This is a genomic window from Glycomyces arizonensis DSM 44726, from assembly GCF_000482705.1.
Lineage (GTDB): Bacteria > Actinomycetota > Actinomycetes > Mycobacteriales > Micromonosporaceae > Glycomyces > Glycomyces arizonensis.
The window spans coordinates 43,648-60,689 of sequence record NZ_AXWO01000014.1 but is presented as its reverse complement, the minus strand read 5'-3'; the positions used below and the strand labels follow the sequence as shown (position 1 = coordinate 60,689).

The 17,042-nt window shown below is 70.6% G+C and carries 15 protein-coding genes; 11 read left to right on the top strand and 4 right to left on the bottom strand.

From position 1 onward, the window contains the following. Positions 1-112: 112 nt before the first annotated feature. The 3 genes from H613_RS0111380 to H613_RS0111370 form a co-directional block, all read right to left on the bottom strand. Positions 113-1,036 carry a phosphotransferase family protein gene (locus H613_RS0111380; RefSeq protein WP_026923890.1) on the bottom strand — a complete coding sequence of 308 codons (924 nt, stop codon included), beginning with the start codon at positions 1,034-1,036 and terminating at the stop codon, positions 113-115. Between the two features lie 101 nt (positions 1,037-1,137). Then, complete coding sequence (locus H613_RS0111375) at positions 1,138-2,238, bottom strand: cellulose binding domain-containing protein (RefSeq protein ID WP_211234782.1); 1,101 nt, start codon at positions 2,236-2,238, stop codon at positions 1,138-1,140. 154 nt (positions 2,239-2,392) lie between these two features. Next, positions 2,393-3,226 (bottom strand): helix-turn-helix transcriptional regulator, encoded by an 834-nt coding sequence (locus H613_RS0111370; protein WP_026923888.1) that lies wholly within the window; start codon positions 3,224-3,226, stop codon positions 2,393-2,395. Positions 3,227-3,337: 111 nt separating this feature from the next. On the opposite strand from H613_RS0111370, the gene H613_RS0111365 reads away from it, so the two are divergent. Further along, positions 3,338-4,102, top strand: a complete 765-nt coding sequence (locus H613_RS0111365) for an SDR family oxidoreductase (RefSeq protein WP_026923887.1) — start codon at positions 3,338-3,340, stop codon at positions 4,100-4,102. A 150-nt stretch (positions 4,103-4,252) separates the two neighbouring features. Then, positions 4,253-5,455, top strand: a complete 1,203-nt coding sequence (locus tag H613_RS0111360) for a glycosyltransferase (RefSeq protein ID WP_026923886.1) — start codon at positions 4,253-4,255, stop codon at positions 5,453-5,455. Here H613_RS0111360 and H613_RS0111355 read toward each other — a convergent pair. After that, entirely contained in the window at positions 5,443-6,489 is a 1,047-nt protein-coding gene (locus tag H613_RS0111355; RefSeq protein ID WP_026923885.1) for an aldo/keto reductase family protein, read from the bottom strand. The two genes, H613_RS0111360 and H613_RS0111355, sit on opposite strands and share 13 nt — an antisense overlap. Positions 6,490-6,715: 226 nt before the next feature. Here H613_RS0111355 and H613_RS0111350 point away from each other — a divergent pair, with 226 nt between their 5' ends. The 9 genes from H613_RS0111350 (at position 6,716) to H613_RS26025 (ending at position 16,999) form a co-directional block, all read left to right on the top strand. Then, positions 6,716-7,198, top strand: a complete 483-nt coding sequence (locus tag H613_RS0111350; protein WP_156925972.1) for a hypothetical protein — start codon at positions 6,716-6,718, stop codon at positions 7,196-7,198. A 337-nt stretch (positions 7,199-7,535) separates the two neighbouring features. Then, a complete protein-coding gene (locus tag H613_RS0111345) occupies positions 7,536-8,273 on the top strand; it encodes an SDR family oxidoreductase (RefSeq protein WP_035737731.1) in 738 nt (245 codons plus the stop codon). Positions 8,274-8,843: 570 nt separating this feature from the next. Further along, positions 8,844-9,521 (top strand): DUF624 domain-containing protein, encoded by a 678-nt coding sequence (locus H613_RS0111340; protein ID WP_026923882.1) that lies wholly within the window; start codon positions 8,844-8,846, stop codon positions 9,519-9,521. Between the two features lie 55 nt (positions 9,522-9,576). After that, positions 9,577-11,097, top strand: coding sequence for an extracellular solute-binding protein (locus H613_RS0111335; protein ID WP_035737727.1), 1,521 nt, complete (start codon positions 9,577-9,579; stop codon positions 11,095-11,097). A gap of 71 nt (positions 11,098-11,168) precedes the next feature. Beyond that, the gene (locus H613_RS0111330) at positions 11,169-12,140 is read left to right on the top strand and encodes an ABC transporter permease (protein ID WP_026923880.1); all 972 of its coding nucleotides are present in this window, start codon (positions 11,169-11,171) and stop codon (positions 12,138-12,140) included. Then, positions 12,140-13,024, top strand: coding sequence for a carbohydrate ABC transporter permease (locus H613_RS0111325; RefSeq protein ID WP_035737724.1), 885 nt, complete (start codon positions 12,140-12,142; stop codon positions 13,022-13,024). Before H613_RS0111330 ends, H613_RS0111325 begins: the two co-directional genes overlap by 1 nt. Beyond that, a complete protein-coding gene (locus H613_RS26030; RefSeq protein WP_051393255.1) occupies positions 13,024-13,728 on the top strand; it encodes a rhamnogalacturonan acetylesterase in 705 nt (234 codons plus the stop codon). The genes H613_RS0111325 and H613_RS26030 overlap by 1 nt, the downstream gene beginning before the upstream one ends. Beyond that, entirely contained in the window at positions 13,725-14,381 is a 657-nt protein-coding gene (locus H613_RS0111315; RefSeq protein ID WP_211234781.1) for a DUF1961 family protein, read from the top strand. The genes H613_RS26030 and H613_RS0111315 overlap by 4 nt, the downstream gene beginning before the upstream one ends. Next, positions 14,378-16,999 (top strand): exo-rhamnogalacturonan lyase family protein, encoded by a 2,622-nt coding sequence (locus H613_RS26025; RefSeq protein WP_035737721.1) that lies wholly within the window; start codon positions 14,378-14,380, stop codon positions 16,997-16,999. The genes H613_RS0111315 and H613_RS26025 overlap by 4 nt, the downstream gene beginning before the upstream one ends. Positions 17,000-17,042: the final 43 nt, after the last annotated feature.

Sequence of the window (17,042 nt, the reverse complement as noted above, 5' to 3'; positions counted from 1 at the left end):
AGGCAGACCGACACTCGCCCGAACTTCGCGCCGAGATTCGACCGGACACCTCCGGAATTTTCGGGCCGTTCTCGGGGCGCGGCAGGGCGGGGCGACGCGTCGCCGGGTCAGGTCAGTCGGTGCCGAACCAGGTCGCCGCCATCGACTCCAGGGTCGGCTCGGGCGGCTCGGGCAGGATCTTGAAGTAGCGGGGCAGGTTGCCCTCGATGTGCAGGAGCAGCTGGGCGAGCACCTCGTCCGGCGTGAACGCCCGGCCGTAGGCGGCCATGATCCGGTCGAGGAAGCGCGTGTCGCCAAGGGCGGTGTAGACGCCGACCGCGGCGAACTCGTAGGCGCCGTCGCCGATCATGGCGGGCTCGAAGTCGAACAGGCCGCTCGGCGCCCAGGTGCGCGGGTCGACGAGCAGGTGCTCGCGCATGACCTCGGTGTGCAGCAGGCTGCGGCCGTCGCCGTGGACGAGGCGGACCGACTCCAGGAAGGCGGGGATCTGCTCGAGCCAGGGTTCGCAGAGGCCGAGGGACCGCTGCCGCTCGACGGCCGTCGAGCGCTGCTCGGCGACGAACGCGCGCCAGTCCGGCGGGGCGAGCGATCCGCCGAGCGCCGCGGTGTCCAGGCCGTGCATGGCCGCGAGCGTTTCGCCGATCGACTCGGCCAGGCGGTCGCGGGCCGCGGCGGGGATCCGCGGCCAGGCCGGAGCCAGGCCCTCCCCCGCCAGCTGCGACATCAGCACGTACCGCCAGCCGTTCTCGCAGTCGCCCTCGGCGAGGAGTTCGGGGGTCGGCACGGGGAGCCGCCCGTGGAGGTGTTCGAGGACGCGCGCCTCGACGGCGGCGGAGTCGGCGCAGACGGTCGGGTAGAGCTTGAGCACCCGCGAATCGCCGATCGCGTATACCGGCATGCTGCCGGTGGTGTAGCGCTCGAAGGGCTCCTCGGCCAGGCCGAGGCGGGCGAGGAGGTCGAGGGCGGCGGGGCGCACGACCGCGTCGTCCTCGACGACGGCCTCCCAGTCCGCTTCGTCGTGCACGGCAGGCAGCATGCGAGTGACCATATTGGCTTCCCGAGGGGGCCGCAAGCCGTTAACGCCGCGGCGCCGGTCCCCGGTGGGACCGGCGCCGCCTCGCCTGGAGGCCGGAACCGCTAGAGGACGCCTTGGAGCGCCTCGAACCAGTTCGCGGCGATCTTGACGTTGCCGTCCTCGTCGGGGTGGACGCCGTCGTACGTGTCGGTAGCCGAGTCGAAGCCGGTCCACTGGTCGACCACGTGGATCGGCGACTGCGCGGTCGTCAGGCCCGCGGCCCAGCCGGGGATCTCGGCGTTGAGGTCGATCGCCCGCTGCGGGCATTCGGTGCAGCCGAAGGAGGCGTCGGGGTGGAGCGGGATGATCTGGGCGACCAGGATGATCGCGTCAGGGTTGAGCTCGCGCAGGTCCTCCACGATCGCGGTGTAGGCGTCGAGGATCTGGGCGGGCGGGATCGCCGACCAGACGTCGTTGGTGCCGAAGTGCATCAGCAGCACGTCGGGGGTGTTCATCTCCAGCCACGACCGCGTGTCGCCGTTCGCGACCGACTGGGTGACCAGGTAGCCGCCGTGCCCTTCGTGGTCGGGGTCGGAGCCGGTCGGGGCGCAGGCCTGGGACAGCGACCCGACGAAGTCGATGTCGTAGCCGGCGTCGTCCAGCAGCTCCCACAGGTTGCCGCGCCAGCAGCCGGGGCTGCCGGTGATGGAGTCGCCCAGCGGCATGATGGACACGGGCTCGCCCGGCTCGTCCGGCTCGTCCGTGGTCGGGTCGTCGGTGGGGGTGGTCACCGGGTCGCTCGGCTCGGTCTGCCCGTCGCACAGGTCGCCGTTGACGGCGATCGACGTCGGCGCCTCGGCACTGCCGGAGCCGATGAAGCCGAAGACCTCGCGGGTCTGCCCGGCGGCGACGGCGGCGTTCCAGCCGACGTCGGAGCCGGTGAAGGCGCCGCCGCTCTGGCTCCAGTCGACGTTCCAGGCGCTCTGGACGGTCGTGCCGGACGGGAAGTCCCAGCCGACCTCCCAGCCGTCGATGGCCTCGCCCGCGGTGATCGCGACGTTCGCCTGGAAGCCGCTGCCCCAGTCGTTGACGACGGTGTAGTCGACCCGGCAGCCTTCCTCGGCGTGTGCCAGGTCCGCCGTGGAGATCGTCAGTGCGCCGGCGCCGAGCGCCGCGGCCGCCATGAGGGTGGCGGCCAGTCGCCTGTTTCGTTTCGTTCGCATGTCCGTATGTCCTTTGGCCTAACAGGTCGGCCGACGACCGTTCGGGCGAGGGCGGACCCGAGTGAAAAGGGTGCAGGAGTGGATCCTCATTGGAGGGAGCGCTCCCAAAACGGATGATAGCAGAAATTAATTTAGGTAGTCAAGTATATGAATACTATTGCTCCGCGGCGCCGAGCACGGCGAGGAGTTCCAGCTTCTCGGCCGCGTCGCTCCGGGGCGCGGCCGTGAGCACCAGCAGGCACTGGGACTGGTCCTCGGTGAACAGGGCCTGGCAGTCGACCTCGATCGGACCGACCTCGGGGTGGACGATCGTCTTGTGGTCGGCGAAGCGCTTGGCCACCTCGTGGCGCTCCCACAGCTCGGCGAACTCCTCGGACCGCTTGCGCAGCTCGCGGACCAGCTCCCCCGCCCTCGACTTCGGGCCCATCGCCCCGTAGACGGCGCGCAGGCTGGAGACCAGGGCCCGGCCCTGCCGGTCCCGGTCGTCCGCGGGGTACCGCGTCCGCTCGGCCGGGACGGTGAACCAGCGGTAGACGTCGTAGCGGTCCAGGCCAGTCAGGGACGAGCGGTCGCCGAACAGGGCGTCGGCCATGCGGTTCTGGACGAGCGGCTCGCCCAGGTTCGACAGGATGAGCGCGGGCGTGTCCTCCAGGCGATCGAGCACGCGAAGGAGCGCGGGGGCGACGTGGCTCGCGTCCGAGACCCGGTCGGGGACGTTGTGCCCGGCCATCCGGAACAGGTGGTCCCGCTCCTGGTCGGTCAGGCGCAGCGCGCGGGCGAGCGAGGCGAGCATCTGCACGCTCGGCTGCGGCCCGCGCCGCTGCTCAAGACGGGTGTAGTAGTCGGTCGACATGGCGGCCAGCGAGGCCACCTCCTCGCGGCGCAGGCCCGGCGCCCGGCGCCGGACGCCCGCGGGGAGCCCGACGTCGCCGGGCTGGAGCCCCTCGCGGCGGCGGCGCAGGAACTCGGCCAGTGCTGTGCGGTCCATGCCCCAAGTATCGGCCCCTCGCCGCCGCCGCGGCGACCGCGAACCAGGGACCGCCGATCCCCCGACAAGCGCTCTCTGCACAAGACGGCCCCGGCCGTCCAGAATCGGGGCATGGACATTTCAGGGAACACCATTTTCATTCCGGGCTCGACCAGCGGCATCGGCCTGGCGCTCGCACTCGAGCTCCAGGCGAAGGGCAACACCGTCATCGTCGGCGGCAGGCGCGGCGACCTGCTGCGGCGGATCGCCGACGAGCATCCCGGCATCGACACCGTGCAGATCGACACGGCCGACTCCGCGAGCATCGAGGCCGCCGCCAAGGACGTGCTGACGCGCCATCCCGAGCTGAACGTGCTCATCGCTATGGCCGGGATCATGCGGGCCGAGGACTGGCACCGCCCCGAGGGATTCCTGGAGACGGCGGCCTCGGTCATCACGACCAACGTGCTCGGCCCGATCCGCCTCATCGGCGCGTTCGTCGAGCACCTCCAGACGCGGCCGGACGCGACGATCATGACCGTCTCCTCGGGCCTGGCGTTCACGCCGCTGCGGGTCACGCCGAGCTACAACGCCTCGAAGGCCGCGATCCACATGCTCAGCGAGTCGATCCGGCTCCAACTGGCCGACACCTCCGTCAAGGTCGTCGAGCTGGAGCCGCCCGCGGTGCAGACCGACATCGTGCCGGGCCACGCGGAGAACCCGAACGCGATGCCGCTGGAGGAGTTCGTCACGGAGACCATGGGGCTCATCGAATCCCAGCCGGAGGCGACCGAGATCCAGGTCGAGCGGGTGAAGTTCCTGCGCTACGGCGAGGTCAGGGGCGACTACGACCAGGTCGTGGCGGTGCTGAACGCCGCCGACCCGCACAACCGGTAGCCGCTCGGCAAGGGGGACTCCCGTCCCTTTGCCTCCATTGTGCGGCACTCCCGGCGAGCCGCGACCTCCGGCGGGTCGCGGCTATGACCTGGGGCTTAGTGCAGCATTGTCGTCCGGAACCGGAAACCTTCACAGGACGGGAGTCGTGGAATGCGGGTACTGCTGTCGACCTACGGGTCGCGGGGCGACGTCGAACCGCTCGCGGGACTGGCGGCGGAATTGCGGACGCTCGGCGCGGAAGTGCGGGTGTGCGCGCCGCCGGACGCGGAGTTCGAGAAGCTGCTGAACGGCGTCGGCGCGTCGCTGGTGCCGATCGGGCCCTCGGCGCGGGAACTGGTGTCCGGGGTGACGCCGGGATCGATGGACGACGCGCGCCGGATCGCGTCCGCCCTCGTGGCGATGCGGCTCGGCATGCTGGAAGCGGCGTCGGAGTGCGACGCGCTGCTGGCGACCGGCCTGGTTCCGGCCGGGGCGCGGGAGGTCGCCGAGCGGGTGGGCATCCCGTACGTGTTCGCCGCCTTCATACCGGGGGTGCTGCCCTCGCCGCACCATGCGCCGCTGCCGCTGCCGGGCAGGCCGTTCCCGCCCGGCGCCGACAACCGGACGATGTGGGACGTCCACGCCGAGAACATGGCCGCGCTGTACGGCGAGCCGCTCAACGCCCAGCGGGCCGGACTGGGCCTGCCGCCGGTCGACGATGTCCGCGCCCACGTCTACACCGACCACCCGTGGCTGGCCGCGGATCCGGTCCTGGCGCCGATGCCGGAGGCGCCGGAGCTCGGCGTCGTGCGGACCGGCGCGTGGCTCCTGCCGGACGAGCGCCCGCTGTCGGAGGAGTTGGAGGCGTTCCTCGACGCCGGGGAGCCGCCGGTGTACGTCGGCTTCGGCAGCATGCCCGTGCACGTCCTGAAGGGAGCCGCCGAGGCAGCCGTCGAGGCGGTCCGCTCGCACGGCCGACGCCTGCTCGTCTCGCGCGGTTGGGCCGAGCTGGGCCTGGTCGACGGCGCGGACGACTGCTTCCTCATCGGCGAGACCAACCACCGGGCCCTGTTCGGCCGGGTGGCCGCGGTCGTGCACCACGGCGGCGCGGGCACGACGACCACGTCCGCCAGGGCCGGTGCGCCGCAGGTGGTGGTGCCGCAGATGGCGGACCAGCCGTACTGGGCGCGCCGGGTGGCCGAGCTCGGCATCGGCGCCACTCCTGAGGGGCCGCCGACCGCCGAGTCCCTGTCGGCCGCGCTCGCGACGGCCCTGGATGCCGAGACCGGCGCCCGGGCGAGGGCGGTGGCCGCCGAGGTCCGCGCCGACGGGGCCGCGGCGGCCGCGCGTCTGCTGGTCGATCAGCTCCGCTGAGCAGCGCCCTCCTGCTTCCAGGCGTCCATGACGGCGAACATGCGGGCGGTCTTGGACGGGTCGCGTTCGACCAGGTCGCCGTGCTCGTCGTCCACGAGTGCGGCGTCCACGGCGGCGAGCACGTCATCGCCGAGTTCGAGCTCGGTGGCGGCGACGTTGTCGAGGATCTGCTTGGGGCTGGAGGCGCCCATCACCGCGGCCGCGACGGTGGGGCGGCCCAGCACCCAGGCGAGCGAGAGCTGCGCGATGGTCGCGCCGAGGTCCTTGGCGATGGGTTCGAGCCGGGCGACGGCGGTCAGGACCGGATCGGACATGTACCGGCCCACGAAGCGCGCGGCGTTCTCCGCGGCGGCCCTGCTGGACTCAGGCGGCGCCTGGCCGGGGCGGTACTTGCCGGTGAGGACGCCCTGCGCCAGCGGCGAGAAGACGATCTGGCTCAGGCCGGACTCGACGCACTCGGGGACGACCCGCGCCTCGACGATGCGCCACAGCAGGCTGTACTGCGGCTGGTTGGAGACCAGCGGGACCTTCAGCTCGTCGGCGAGGGCGGCGGCGCGCCTGATCTGCGGGGCGGTCCACTCCGAGACGCCGAGGTAGCCGACCTTGCCCTGGCGGACGAGGTCGGCGAAGGCGCTCATGGTCTCCTCCAGCGGGGTCTCCTCGTCGTAGCGGTGCGCCTGGTAGAGGTCGATGTGGTCGGTGCGCAGCCGCCGCAGCGAGCCTTCGCAGCCCTCCATGATGTGCTTGCGCGAGAGGCCGCGGTCGTAGGGGCCGTCGCCGACGGGCATGCAGACCTTGGTGGCCAGCGCGATCGACTCGCGCCGGACTCCGGCGAGGGCCTCGCCGAGGGCCCGCTCCCCCGCGCCGAAATCGGGGCGGCCGTAGACGTCGGCGGTGTCGAAGGTGGTGATGCCGACGTCGAGCGCGGTGCGGACGCAGTCCTTGGCGAGCGCGGGGTCGACGCCGGGAAGCCAGTTGCCGTAGGTGATGGCGCTGACCTTGAGCCCGCTGCCGCCGAGTCGCCGATACTCCATTGGAAGGTCCTTCCCAGTCGCGATTGACGAACGCGTGTAAGGCTACTCGCCGAGCGGTCTCGGAGCGGGCGGCCGCGCGGAGGGCCTCACTTCCGGAGGCGGTCGGCCGGTCGGCACCGGGGCCGAAATCGGCTGTTCGGCCGATGACCGAAAGTCGTCTCATTGCTACAGTCCTTTGAGACATCATATTGATGTTTTTCGATTTACTTCGATCAAGGGAAATGCGATGCGAACGAATCTCCTGCGACGCGCGCTCGTGGCGCTCGCCGCCGTCCTCGCCATGTCCGGCGTGGCGGTCATGGCGCCGTCCGCGGCCCAGGCCGCCTGGGACGGCCAGCACTCGGTGACGATCCAGGTGACCGGCGCCGGCCAGAACCTCGGCTACGCCGACGGGTGGATCCAGTTCAACGGCGACGGCGAGACCTTCAGGTACTCGGTCACGGTGTGCCGCCAGTCCAGCTACACCCCGCCGCACTTGACGGTCTCCTACAACACCTCCTCGTGGGACCTCGACGGCACGCCCGTGACCACCCACTACATGTCGGGCTCGCAGACCAGCGACGACGGCCCGTGCTACGGCCTCACCACGACCTTCACGGGCCAGTACTCCCGCCAAGGGCTCAACAACGTCTACTTCGTGCTCTCGGGCAACACGTTCGTCAACGGCAACAACTTCACCGTCTTCACGCAGGACCGACTGACCTGGTAGCACCGGGTCCGGCCCGGGTCGCCACCGCGCGGCCTCCCCTCACGCCCCCATCATGACCGACCATGGCGCCTCGCCCCGGTGGTGCTCAAGCCCGCTCCCCGGGCACCACCGGTGAACCGCGGCGAGCCGCACGCGGCCTCCAGCGGTCGACACGCGCCGCGACCCACCGCCCCGTCTGAGCCGAGGCCGGAGTGCCCCCCATCGGCGGATTCTGTGCCGTGGCGGCTTCGTCGATTAGACTCGCCACGCGCGCCGCTCAGCATGACTCCCGCCCCGAGCCCACCGGGTTCGATCGGCGCGGCCGCGGCGCCGCCCCGTCATCGACTTGGAGGAACCAATGACCGTCGCACTCGTTTCAGGAGCTTCTCGAGGACTGGGTGCGGCCATCGCCCGCAGGCTCGCCGCCGACGGCTTCGCCGTCGCCGTCAACTACGCGGCGGGCCGCGAGCGGGCGGAGCGGGTGGTCGCCGACATCCGCTCGGCGGGCGGAACCGCCGAGGCCTTCGGCGCCGATGTGACCGACGAGGCCGCCGTGCAGGACCTGGTCGAGCGGATTCGGGCCGCTTTGGGGCCGGTCGGGGTGCTGGTCGCCAATGCCACGGGCCCGCAGCCGGAGATTCCGGTCGACCGGCTCGGCTGGCGCGATCACCTGGACCAACTGGAGTTCTTCGTCAAGAGCCCCACCCTGCTGCTCCAGGCCGTGCTGGCGGACATGCGGGCGGCCGGGAACGGGCGGTTCGTCCAGATCGGCTCGGACGCCTTCGAGCGGGCGATGCCGGGAATGTCGGCGTACAACGCCGCGAAGGGGGCTCAGTGGGGGCTGACCCGCACGTGGGCCCGGGAGCTGGGCGGCGACGGGATCACCGTGAACCTGGTGGCGCCGGGCTGGGTGCCAGTGGAGCGGCACGGCGACCTGACCGACGCCGACACGGCGGGCTACGTGTCCGAAGTCCCCATGGGCCGCATCGGCAGGCCAGAGGACGTGGCCGCGGCGGTGTCGTATCTCGCGTCCGACGCCGCGGGCTTCGTCACCGGCCAGCGGATCACCGTCAACGGCGGCCACAACATGGACTAGCCGACCGAACGGGACCGGCCCCGCGCGCTCGCACGTCGCCGCGGCGCTGGTCCCGTTCCGTTCCGTCGACGATCAAAGCACCTGCCGGGTCGCGCCGCAGCGGCGGCTGCGGGAGCGAGTCGGCCTTGTCGGCGCGAGTCGCGGCCGTCTTGAAGCGGTGCTCGGAATGAGTTATCGCACACTTGTCCGGACTTCATTTGAACCGATTCAATGCCGCCGCCCCATCCACAAGCCGCAATCCGGTCCGTACACTGCGATCTTTTCTCACGAACCATGTTGTGCCACAACATTATTCGACAATCTCAACGTCCGTATCACCAGTGGACTCACCCCTGTGGACAGGGTTTCACCGGAACACGGTCCCGACCGACCGGCGCCCGCGCAGGCGACCGTCTTTACGTCTGTCTCTACCCCCCATTGACGTGACATCGTTCATTAACTATTGTGTCAATCACATTTGAATCCTTTCAAATGTGATCGTGAACGGAGCCGCCGAACGGCGGCCCCGAAGACGGGCGGTCGACGAAGCTCAGACCGCGGCAGACACCGATGAAGAAGGGGAGCGCACCGATGACGACGCTGGACACCCCTCGCGGCCCGGCGGCACCCGACCGCGGCGCTCGCGCCGCCCGCGACGGCTCGCGGGTCGAACGCTGGTACGGATGGGCCGACGCCGCGGCGTTCATCGGACTGCTGAACCTCCTGGTGATCGTCTTCTCGCTGGCGGGCGGGATCGTCCTCGGCTGGGCGCCCGCGCTGGCGGCCGCCACGTCGTGCAGCCGGACCCGGCTGCGGGGCGACGACCAACGGCTCGTGCGCGCCTTCGCAACCCGGTGGCGCGCCCAGTTCAAGCACGCCAACCTCCTCGCAGCGCCGTCCGCCGCCGCGCTCACGTGCTTCGGCGTGAGCCTCCTGGCGCTGGCCGGACGCCCCGGCACGGGGTGGCTGGAAATCGCGCTCATCGCGGCGGCCGCCGTCTGCCTCGCGCACCTCGTGCTCGCGGTGACGATGGACGCCCATTACGAGCTGCGGCGCGGGCGGTGCATACGCCTGGCCTGGGCCTTCCTGGTCCGGTTCCCCGGCGCTCCGCTCCTGCTCATCGCGACGACCGCGCTCGTCGCCGCGATCACCGCGTTCGTACCCGGGCTGCTGCCCGTGGTCTCCATCGGCGGGTGGGTGTACCTGTGCACCGCGCTCTGCCTGTCCTTCTACGCCGCGAACGACCGGAACCTTCCGGCCGACGCCTGACCCCACCGGCAAACCACAGAACAACCGACGAAATCCCCTTGTGAAAGGACCCCCGATGACGCTAAGAAAGCGCATACCAGTAGCCGTCCTCCTGTCCGGCAGCCTGGTGCTGGCCGGATGCAGCGACGACGGCGAATCCGGCGACCCGCTGGAGACGCTCGACATCATGGCGCCCTACTTCTCCGCGACGCCGCCCGAGGAGGACGACCCGATCGACGAGGCGCTCAGCGAGATCGCCGGCGTGGACCTCAGCGTCCAATGGGTGCCCAACAGCGATTACGGCGCCAAGACCAACACGGTCCTGGCGGGCGACGACATCCCCGACGTCATGGTCATCCAGGGCAAGGACCAGGCCTTCGTCCAGACCGCCGAAGCGGGCGGGTTCTGGGACCTCACCGACTACCTCGCCTCGGGCGACTATCCCAACCTCGTCACCGAGAACCCCGAGGTCCAGGAGGCCTCCAGCGTCAACGGCAAGGTCTACGGCGTCTACCGCGCCAGGGACGTCATCCGCCACAGCGTGATCATCCGCCAGGACTGGCTCGAGAACCTGGGCCTGGAGCTGCCCGAGACCACCGACGACCTCATGGAGATCGCGCGCGCCTTCACCGAGGACGACCCCGACGGCAACGGCGAGGACGACACCTACGGCATGATCAACATCGCCTGGAGCGGGCTCGGCAACGGCAGCCCGTACGACGCCATCGAGGTCTGGCACGGCGCGGGCAACCTGTGGCGCGACGAGGGCGGCGAGCTCGTCCCCTCCTTCACCACCGACGAGTGGAAGCAGGCGCTGGGATACGAGCGCGAACTGATCCAGAACGGCTACGTCAACCCCGACTACGCCACGCTGGACGGCGCCAAGTGGAACGAGCCGTTCCTGAACGGCGAGGGCGGCATCATCATCGACGTCCAGTCCCGGGCCGCCCAGCTCGTCGACCTGTTCAAGGAGCAGGACCCCGAGAACTACGACCAGTATGTGGCGCTCGCCGGCCAGCTCGATGGGCCGAACGGCACCTACGCGATGCCCACCGCCGGGTACTCCGGCTTCCTGGCGATCCCCCGCTCGGGCGTGCAGACCGAGGAGCAGCTCAAGGAGGTGCTGACGGTCCTCGACAAGCTGAACACCAAGGACGCGCAGGTCCTCATGAACAACGGGATCGAGGGCGACAACTTCACGGTCGAAGACGGCTACTCCGTGGACAACCCGGACAGGCAGGACTTCACCGACCAGGTGACCGGAGCCTGGGCCCAGCTCGGCATGAACGTCGCCGGATATGAGGCCTACAAGGCCAAGCCCGAGTCCGAGTACGACGAGCAGATCGCGCAGCTGCGCCTGGAGCTCCAGGCCGAAGACCTCGAGAACGCCGTGTTCAACCCCGCGGCCTCACTCGTCTCGCCGACCTACACCACCAACGGCGCCCAGCTCGACACCATCATCACCGACGCCCGCATCCAGTACATCGCCGGGCAGATCGACGACGCCGGACTGCAGGACGCCATCGACCAGTGGTACGCCAGCGGCGGCGAGGACGTGATCACCGAGATCAACGACCTCTACGCGGAACTCGACTGACCCCCGGTGCGGGGCCGGTGGCGTGAGACCGCCACCGGCCCCGCACCTCGAACCTCAAGGAGGAGACTGCGATGACGACCGTCGTGGAGGTCGAGCGCGAGTCGCCGGGCACGCGGTCCCCGCGGACCGCCGCGCGCCGGAAGCACCTCTGGTCCCGCATGGTGCGGTACCGGTGGCTGTTCTTCCTGATGCTGCCGGGCATCCTGTACTTCGTCCTGTTCCGGTTCTGGCCCATGTACGGGGCCCGGATCGCGTTCAAGAACTACATCCCGTTCCTCGGCATCGAGGGGAGCGAGTGGGTCGGCCTGGAGCACTTCCAGGAGTTCATGTCCAACCCCGACTTCCCGCGGCTGCTCGAGAACACCCTGATCATCGCGGCGCTCAGCCTGTTCATCGCGTTCCCGATCACCATCGTGGTGGCGCTCCTGCTCAACGAGCTGCGCCTCCAGATCCTCAAGCGCACGGTGCAGACGCTCGTCTACATCCCCCACTTCCTGTCGTGGACCGTCGTGGTGTCCCTCACCGCGCTGCTGTTCGCCATCGGGACCGGGCCGCTGTGGACGTTCTTCAACGGGCTGTTCGGCTCGGACACCAACATGCTCGCCGACCCCGGCTGGTTCCGGCCGCTCATCCTCATGCAGATGATCTGGAAGGACACGGGCTGGGGCACGATCATCTTCCTCGCGGCCCTGGCAGGCGTGGACCAGGGGCAGTACGAGGCGGCGGTCATCGACGGCGCGGGGCGCTGGCGCCGCGTCTGGCACATCACGCTGCCCTCGATCCGCCCCACGATCGTGGTGATGCTCATCCTGCAGACCGGTCAGCTCCTCAACACCGGCTTCGAGCAGATCTACCTGATGTCGAACGCCCTGAACCGCAATGTCGCCGACGTCTTCGACACCTACGTCTACTTCGCGGGCATCGAGCAGGGGTCGTACAGCTACGCCACGGCCGTGGGCCTGTTCAAGGCGCTCGTGGGGCTCGTGCTCATCTTCGGCACCAACTGGCTCGCGAAGCGATTCAACCAGCAGGGGATCTTCTGATGAGCTCTTCGATCAACAAGCGGTTCAACACCCGCGCCGGACGCGCCTTCGACGTCTTCAACGTCCTGCTGCTGATCGCGGTCGGGCTGCTCGCGCTCCTGCCGTTCCTGTACGTGCTGGCCGGTTCCTTCGCCACCGAGTACGAGATCACCACTCGGCCGTTCTTCGTGTGGCCGAGGGAGTTCACCACCACCTCGTACGAGTCGATCCTGTCCTCGGACGTCATCGTGCGCGCGTTCGTCACGACGATCGTGGTCACCTTCGTCGGCACGCTGATCCAGCTGGCGCTGACGGCGCTGATGGCGTATCCGCTGTCGAAGACGGACCTGCCGGGGCGCGGCCCGATCCTCAGCCTGGTCATCTTCACGATGGTGTTCAGCGCGGGCATGATCCCGACGTTCCTCGTGGTCAAGCAGCTCGGCCTGCTGGACACGTACTGGTCGCTGATCCTGCCGATGGCGATCAACCCGTTCAGCCTGATCATCATCAAGAACTTCTTCCAGCAGCTGCCGGTCGAGCTGGAGGAGTCGGCCAAGATCGACGGCGCGAACGAGCTCCAGGTGCTGCGGCACGTCGTCCTGCCGCTGTCGAAGCCGGTGCTGGCGACGTTCGCGCTGTTCTACGCCGTGGGCATCTGGAACGACTACATGTCGCCGCTGCTGTACCTGAACGACACCAGCAAGTGGACGCTGCAGATGATCCTGCGGCAGGTGACGGCCGCGGCGTCGCTGACGCCTGAGGAACTGCACTCGGAGGTGCCGCCTCCGGCGCAGGGCATCAAGTTCGCGGTGGTCATCGTCGCGACGATCCCGGTGCTCCTGGCGTATCCGTTCCTGCAGAAGCACTTCGCGAAAGGCATGCTCATCGGGAGTGTGAAGGGCTGATGACGATCCACCTCGCGGGCGACTCCACCGTCGCCCCCACCGACGACGGCGCCACCTCCGGGCGCGCCGACCTGCCGCTCCTGGGATGGGGCGACGAGCTCGCCCGCTTCACCGGCGAGGCCGTGCGCAACCTGGCCATCGGGGGCGCCACCACCCGGTCCTTCCGGGAGGAGGGGCACTGGGACAAGGTCACCGCCGAGCTCCGCGCCGGCGACACCGTCGTGATCCAGTTCGGCCACAACGACCAGAAGGAGCCCGACGTCCTGGCCGCGGAGGGCGGGTACCGGCTGCGGCTGGCCGAGTTCGTCGCCGAGGTCCGCCGCGCCGGGGCGCGGCCGGTCCTGGCCACGAGCGTCGAGCGCCGCCTGTTCGACGAGGACGGGTCGCTGCGGTACTCGCACGGGCCGTACCCGGCCGCGGTCCGCGCGCTCGGCCACGAGCTCGACGTGCCGGTCATCGATTTGACCGTGTTCACCCGCTGGCTCTACACCTGGCTCGGCGAGGCCGATTCGGCCGCGCTGTTCGTGCACGGCGCGGCCGCGGCGCGCGGCATCGACGTCGATGCGAACCTGGCCAAGGACAACACGCACTTCACGACGGCGGGCGCCAGTGCGGTGGCACGGTTCGTCGCCGAAGCGCTGGGCGCGCTGGACGGCGTCGGCGACGACGGCGAGCCCCTCGGCAAGTGGATGGTGCGGCCTTGAGCTACCGCAACCCGCTCGCCGCTCCGTCCGATCTCGACGGCTGGGTGGCGGAGGGACCGGTCGGCGTCGAGCATGCGGACGGCGGCATGGTTCTGTCCAGCACCGCCGACGAGGCCGCCCTGGCCGCGGACGGGCGCGGCGACCTGGCTCACTTCACGTTCTGGTGCCCGGAGGTGTTCGGCGCCGACGTGGCGATCTCGTGGGACTTCCGGCCGCTGACCGGCGACGGCCTGGCGATGCTGTTCTTCGCGGCGACCGGCACGGACGGGCGCGACCTGTTCGACCCGTCGCTCGCCGCCCGCACCGGTCACTACCCGCAGTACCACTCGGGCGACGTGTCAACGCTGCACGTGTCGTACCTGCGGCGCAAGTGGCCCACCGAGCGCCGCTTCCGCACCTGCAACCTGCGCAAGAGCCCCGGGTTCCGCCTGGTGGCGCAGGGCGCGGACCCGCTTCCCGCTCCCCAGGACGCCGACGGCCACTATCGCGTCCGCGTCGTCAAGCGCGGCGGCGAGGTGTCCTTCGCGGTCGACGACCTGGAGCTGTTCACATTCCACGACGACGAGCCGCTGGGCGGGGGAAGGATCGGCTTCCGCCAGATGTCCCCGCTCACGGCCCACTACCGCAACCTCGAGGTGACTCCGCTGACATGAAGACCGTCGATGTTCCCCTGCGCTGGCTCGAAGACGCCGAACCCGTCCTTGCGATCGGCGGTGTGACCTGCGGCGTCCCGCTGGCGTCCGGCGCCGTGACCGACGCCGCGAGCCTGGCGGTCGTCGACGCCGCCGGTGCGCCGGTGCCCGCCCAGACCTGGCCGCTGGCGACCTGGCCGGACGGCAGCGTCAAGTGGGCGGGCGTGGCGCTCGGCGCCGAGGGCGAATCCGCGGACGGCTACCGGGTCGTCGCCCGGGACGCCGCCGAGCCGCGGGCGCGGGTCACGGTGTCCCCCGTCGAGGACGGCGTCGTCGTCGACACCGGCGCGTGCCGCGTCACCGTGGCCGCCACCGGACCCGACCTCGTGCGGTCCATGCGGATCGGTGAAACGGAGGTGGCCGCGTCGGGCAGGCTGGTCTCCAGCAGGCAGGACCGCCCCGAAGCCGACGTGCGCGGCCGGGTCCACGCCGTCGGGCACGTCACCGCCTGCGAAGTGGAGCAGGACGGGCCGCTGCGCGCCGTCGTGCGGGTCACCGGGGTCCACCGCGACGAGGGCCGCGCATGGCTGCCGTTCACGGTGCGGCTGGTGTTCGCCGCCGGTGCGGCGACGTTCAGGCTCGTGCACTCCTTCGTGTGGGACGGCGACCCCGAACGCGACTTCCTCTCCTCGCTCGGACTGCGGTTCACGGTGCCGATGCGCGCGGCATGGCACGACCGGCACGTGCGCCTCGCGGGCGCCGAGGGCGGATTCCTGCGGGAGGCGGTGCGCGGGCTGACCGGGCTGCGCCGCGACCCGGGGGCCGAGGTGCGCGCCGCGCAGCTCGACGGGCGGGCCACGCCGCCGCCCTCGGAGTGGGAGCGGGACGTGGAGCGGCTCTCCCGGTGGATTCCCACCTGGGCCGACTACTCGCTGCGCCAGCTCAACGCGAACGGCTACACCGTCCACAAGCGCACGGCCGCAGACAAGCCGTGGATCGACGTCGCGCAGGGCACGCGCGCGGACGGCCTCGGCTACGTCGGCGACGTCTCCGGCGGACTCGCCGTGGGGCTGACCGGGTTCTGGCAGTCGCACCCGACCGGCGTCGACGTGCGCTCGGCCGACACCGACGCGGCGACGCTGACCATGTGGCTGTGGTCGCCGGACGCCGCGCCGATGGACCTGCGGTTCTACCACGACGGCCTCGGTCAGGACGAGTACGCCGACCAGCTCGACGCCCTCGACATCACCTATGAGGACTACGAGCCCGGCTTCGGCTCGGCGCACGGCATCGGCCGCACCCACGAGCTGACCGTGACCCCGTTCGCGGCCACCCCGCCGGTCGCCGAGCTGGCGCGCCTCGCCCGCGGGACGGCCGCCCGTCCGCAGCTGGTGCCCACGCCGGAGGCGCTGCACGAGGCGGGCGTGCTGGGCGACTGGGACCTCCCCGACCGCGCCGACTCCCGCCGCGCCGCCCTGGAGGACCGGCTCGACTTCCTGCTGGACTTCTACGTCGGCCAGGTCGACCAGCGGTCCTGGTACGGGTTCTGGAACTTCGGCGACGTCATGCACGCCTACGACCGCGACCGGCACACCTGGCGCTACGACGTGGGCGGGTACGCGTGGGACAACTCGGAGCTGTCGCCGGACCTGTGGCTGTGGACCTCGTTCCTGCGCACCGGCAGGGCGGACGTGTTCCGCCTGGCCGAGCGCATGACCAGGCACACCGGGGACGTGGACGTCTACCACGCAGGCCCCTGGCAGGGGCTCGGCAGCAGGCACAACGTCCAGCACTGGGGGTGCAGCGCCAAGCAGGTGCGCATCTCCACGCCCGCGTACCGGCGGTTCCACTACTTCCTCACCGGCGACGAGCACACCCGCGACCTCATGCTGGAGCTGCGGGACTCCGACACGACGTTCCTGTCGCTCGACCCGACGCGCAAGGTGCGGCCGGACGCGGCCACGTATCGGCCCGAGCGCCGGGCGCTCGCCGTGGGGCTCGGGACGGACTGGAGCGCGCTGGCGGCGACGTGGCTGGCGGACTGGGAGATCACCGGGAACGAGCGCTCGCGCGACCGGCTGATCGGCACGATGAGCGACATCGGCGCGCTGCCGAAGGGCTTCTTCACCGGTGAGGCGCTGTACGACCTGGACACGGGCCGGTTCGACACCGAGCGCGACCGCGTCTCCGTCTCGCACCTGTCGGCCGTGTTCGGCCTGGTCGAGGTGTGCAGCGAGCTGGTGAGCCTGATCGACGCAGGCCAGGTCGAGGCCCCCGGCTTCAAGGAGGCGTGGCTCCAGTACTGCCGCCTGTACCTGGCCGGGCCCGAGGAGCAGCGCGCGGAGCTGGGCGTGGTGCCCTCGGGCTTCAACCTGGAGCAGGCGCACTCCCGGCTCGCGGCGTACGCGGCGAACCGGACGGGCGACGAGGCGCTCGCCGACCGGGCGTGGCGGGCGTACTTCCAGGGCGGCGAGTTCATGGGCGAGGAGGCGTTCCGCGCGGTGCGGATCCTCCCGCCGGAGGTGCTGTCCCCGGTGGACGAGGCCCGCACGCTCTCCACCAACGATGCCGCGCAATGCGGCCTGGCGACGATCCAGAACCTGGCCCTCATCGGCGAACGGCTCGCGCGGTCCTCGTGACACGAACATCGGCGGGTCCCGGGGCGTGCCCGGGGACCCGCCG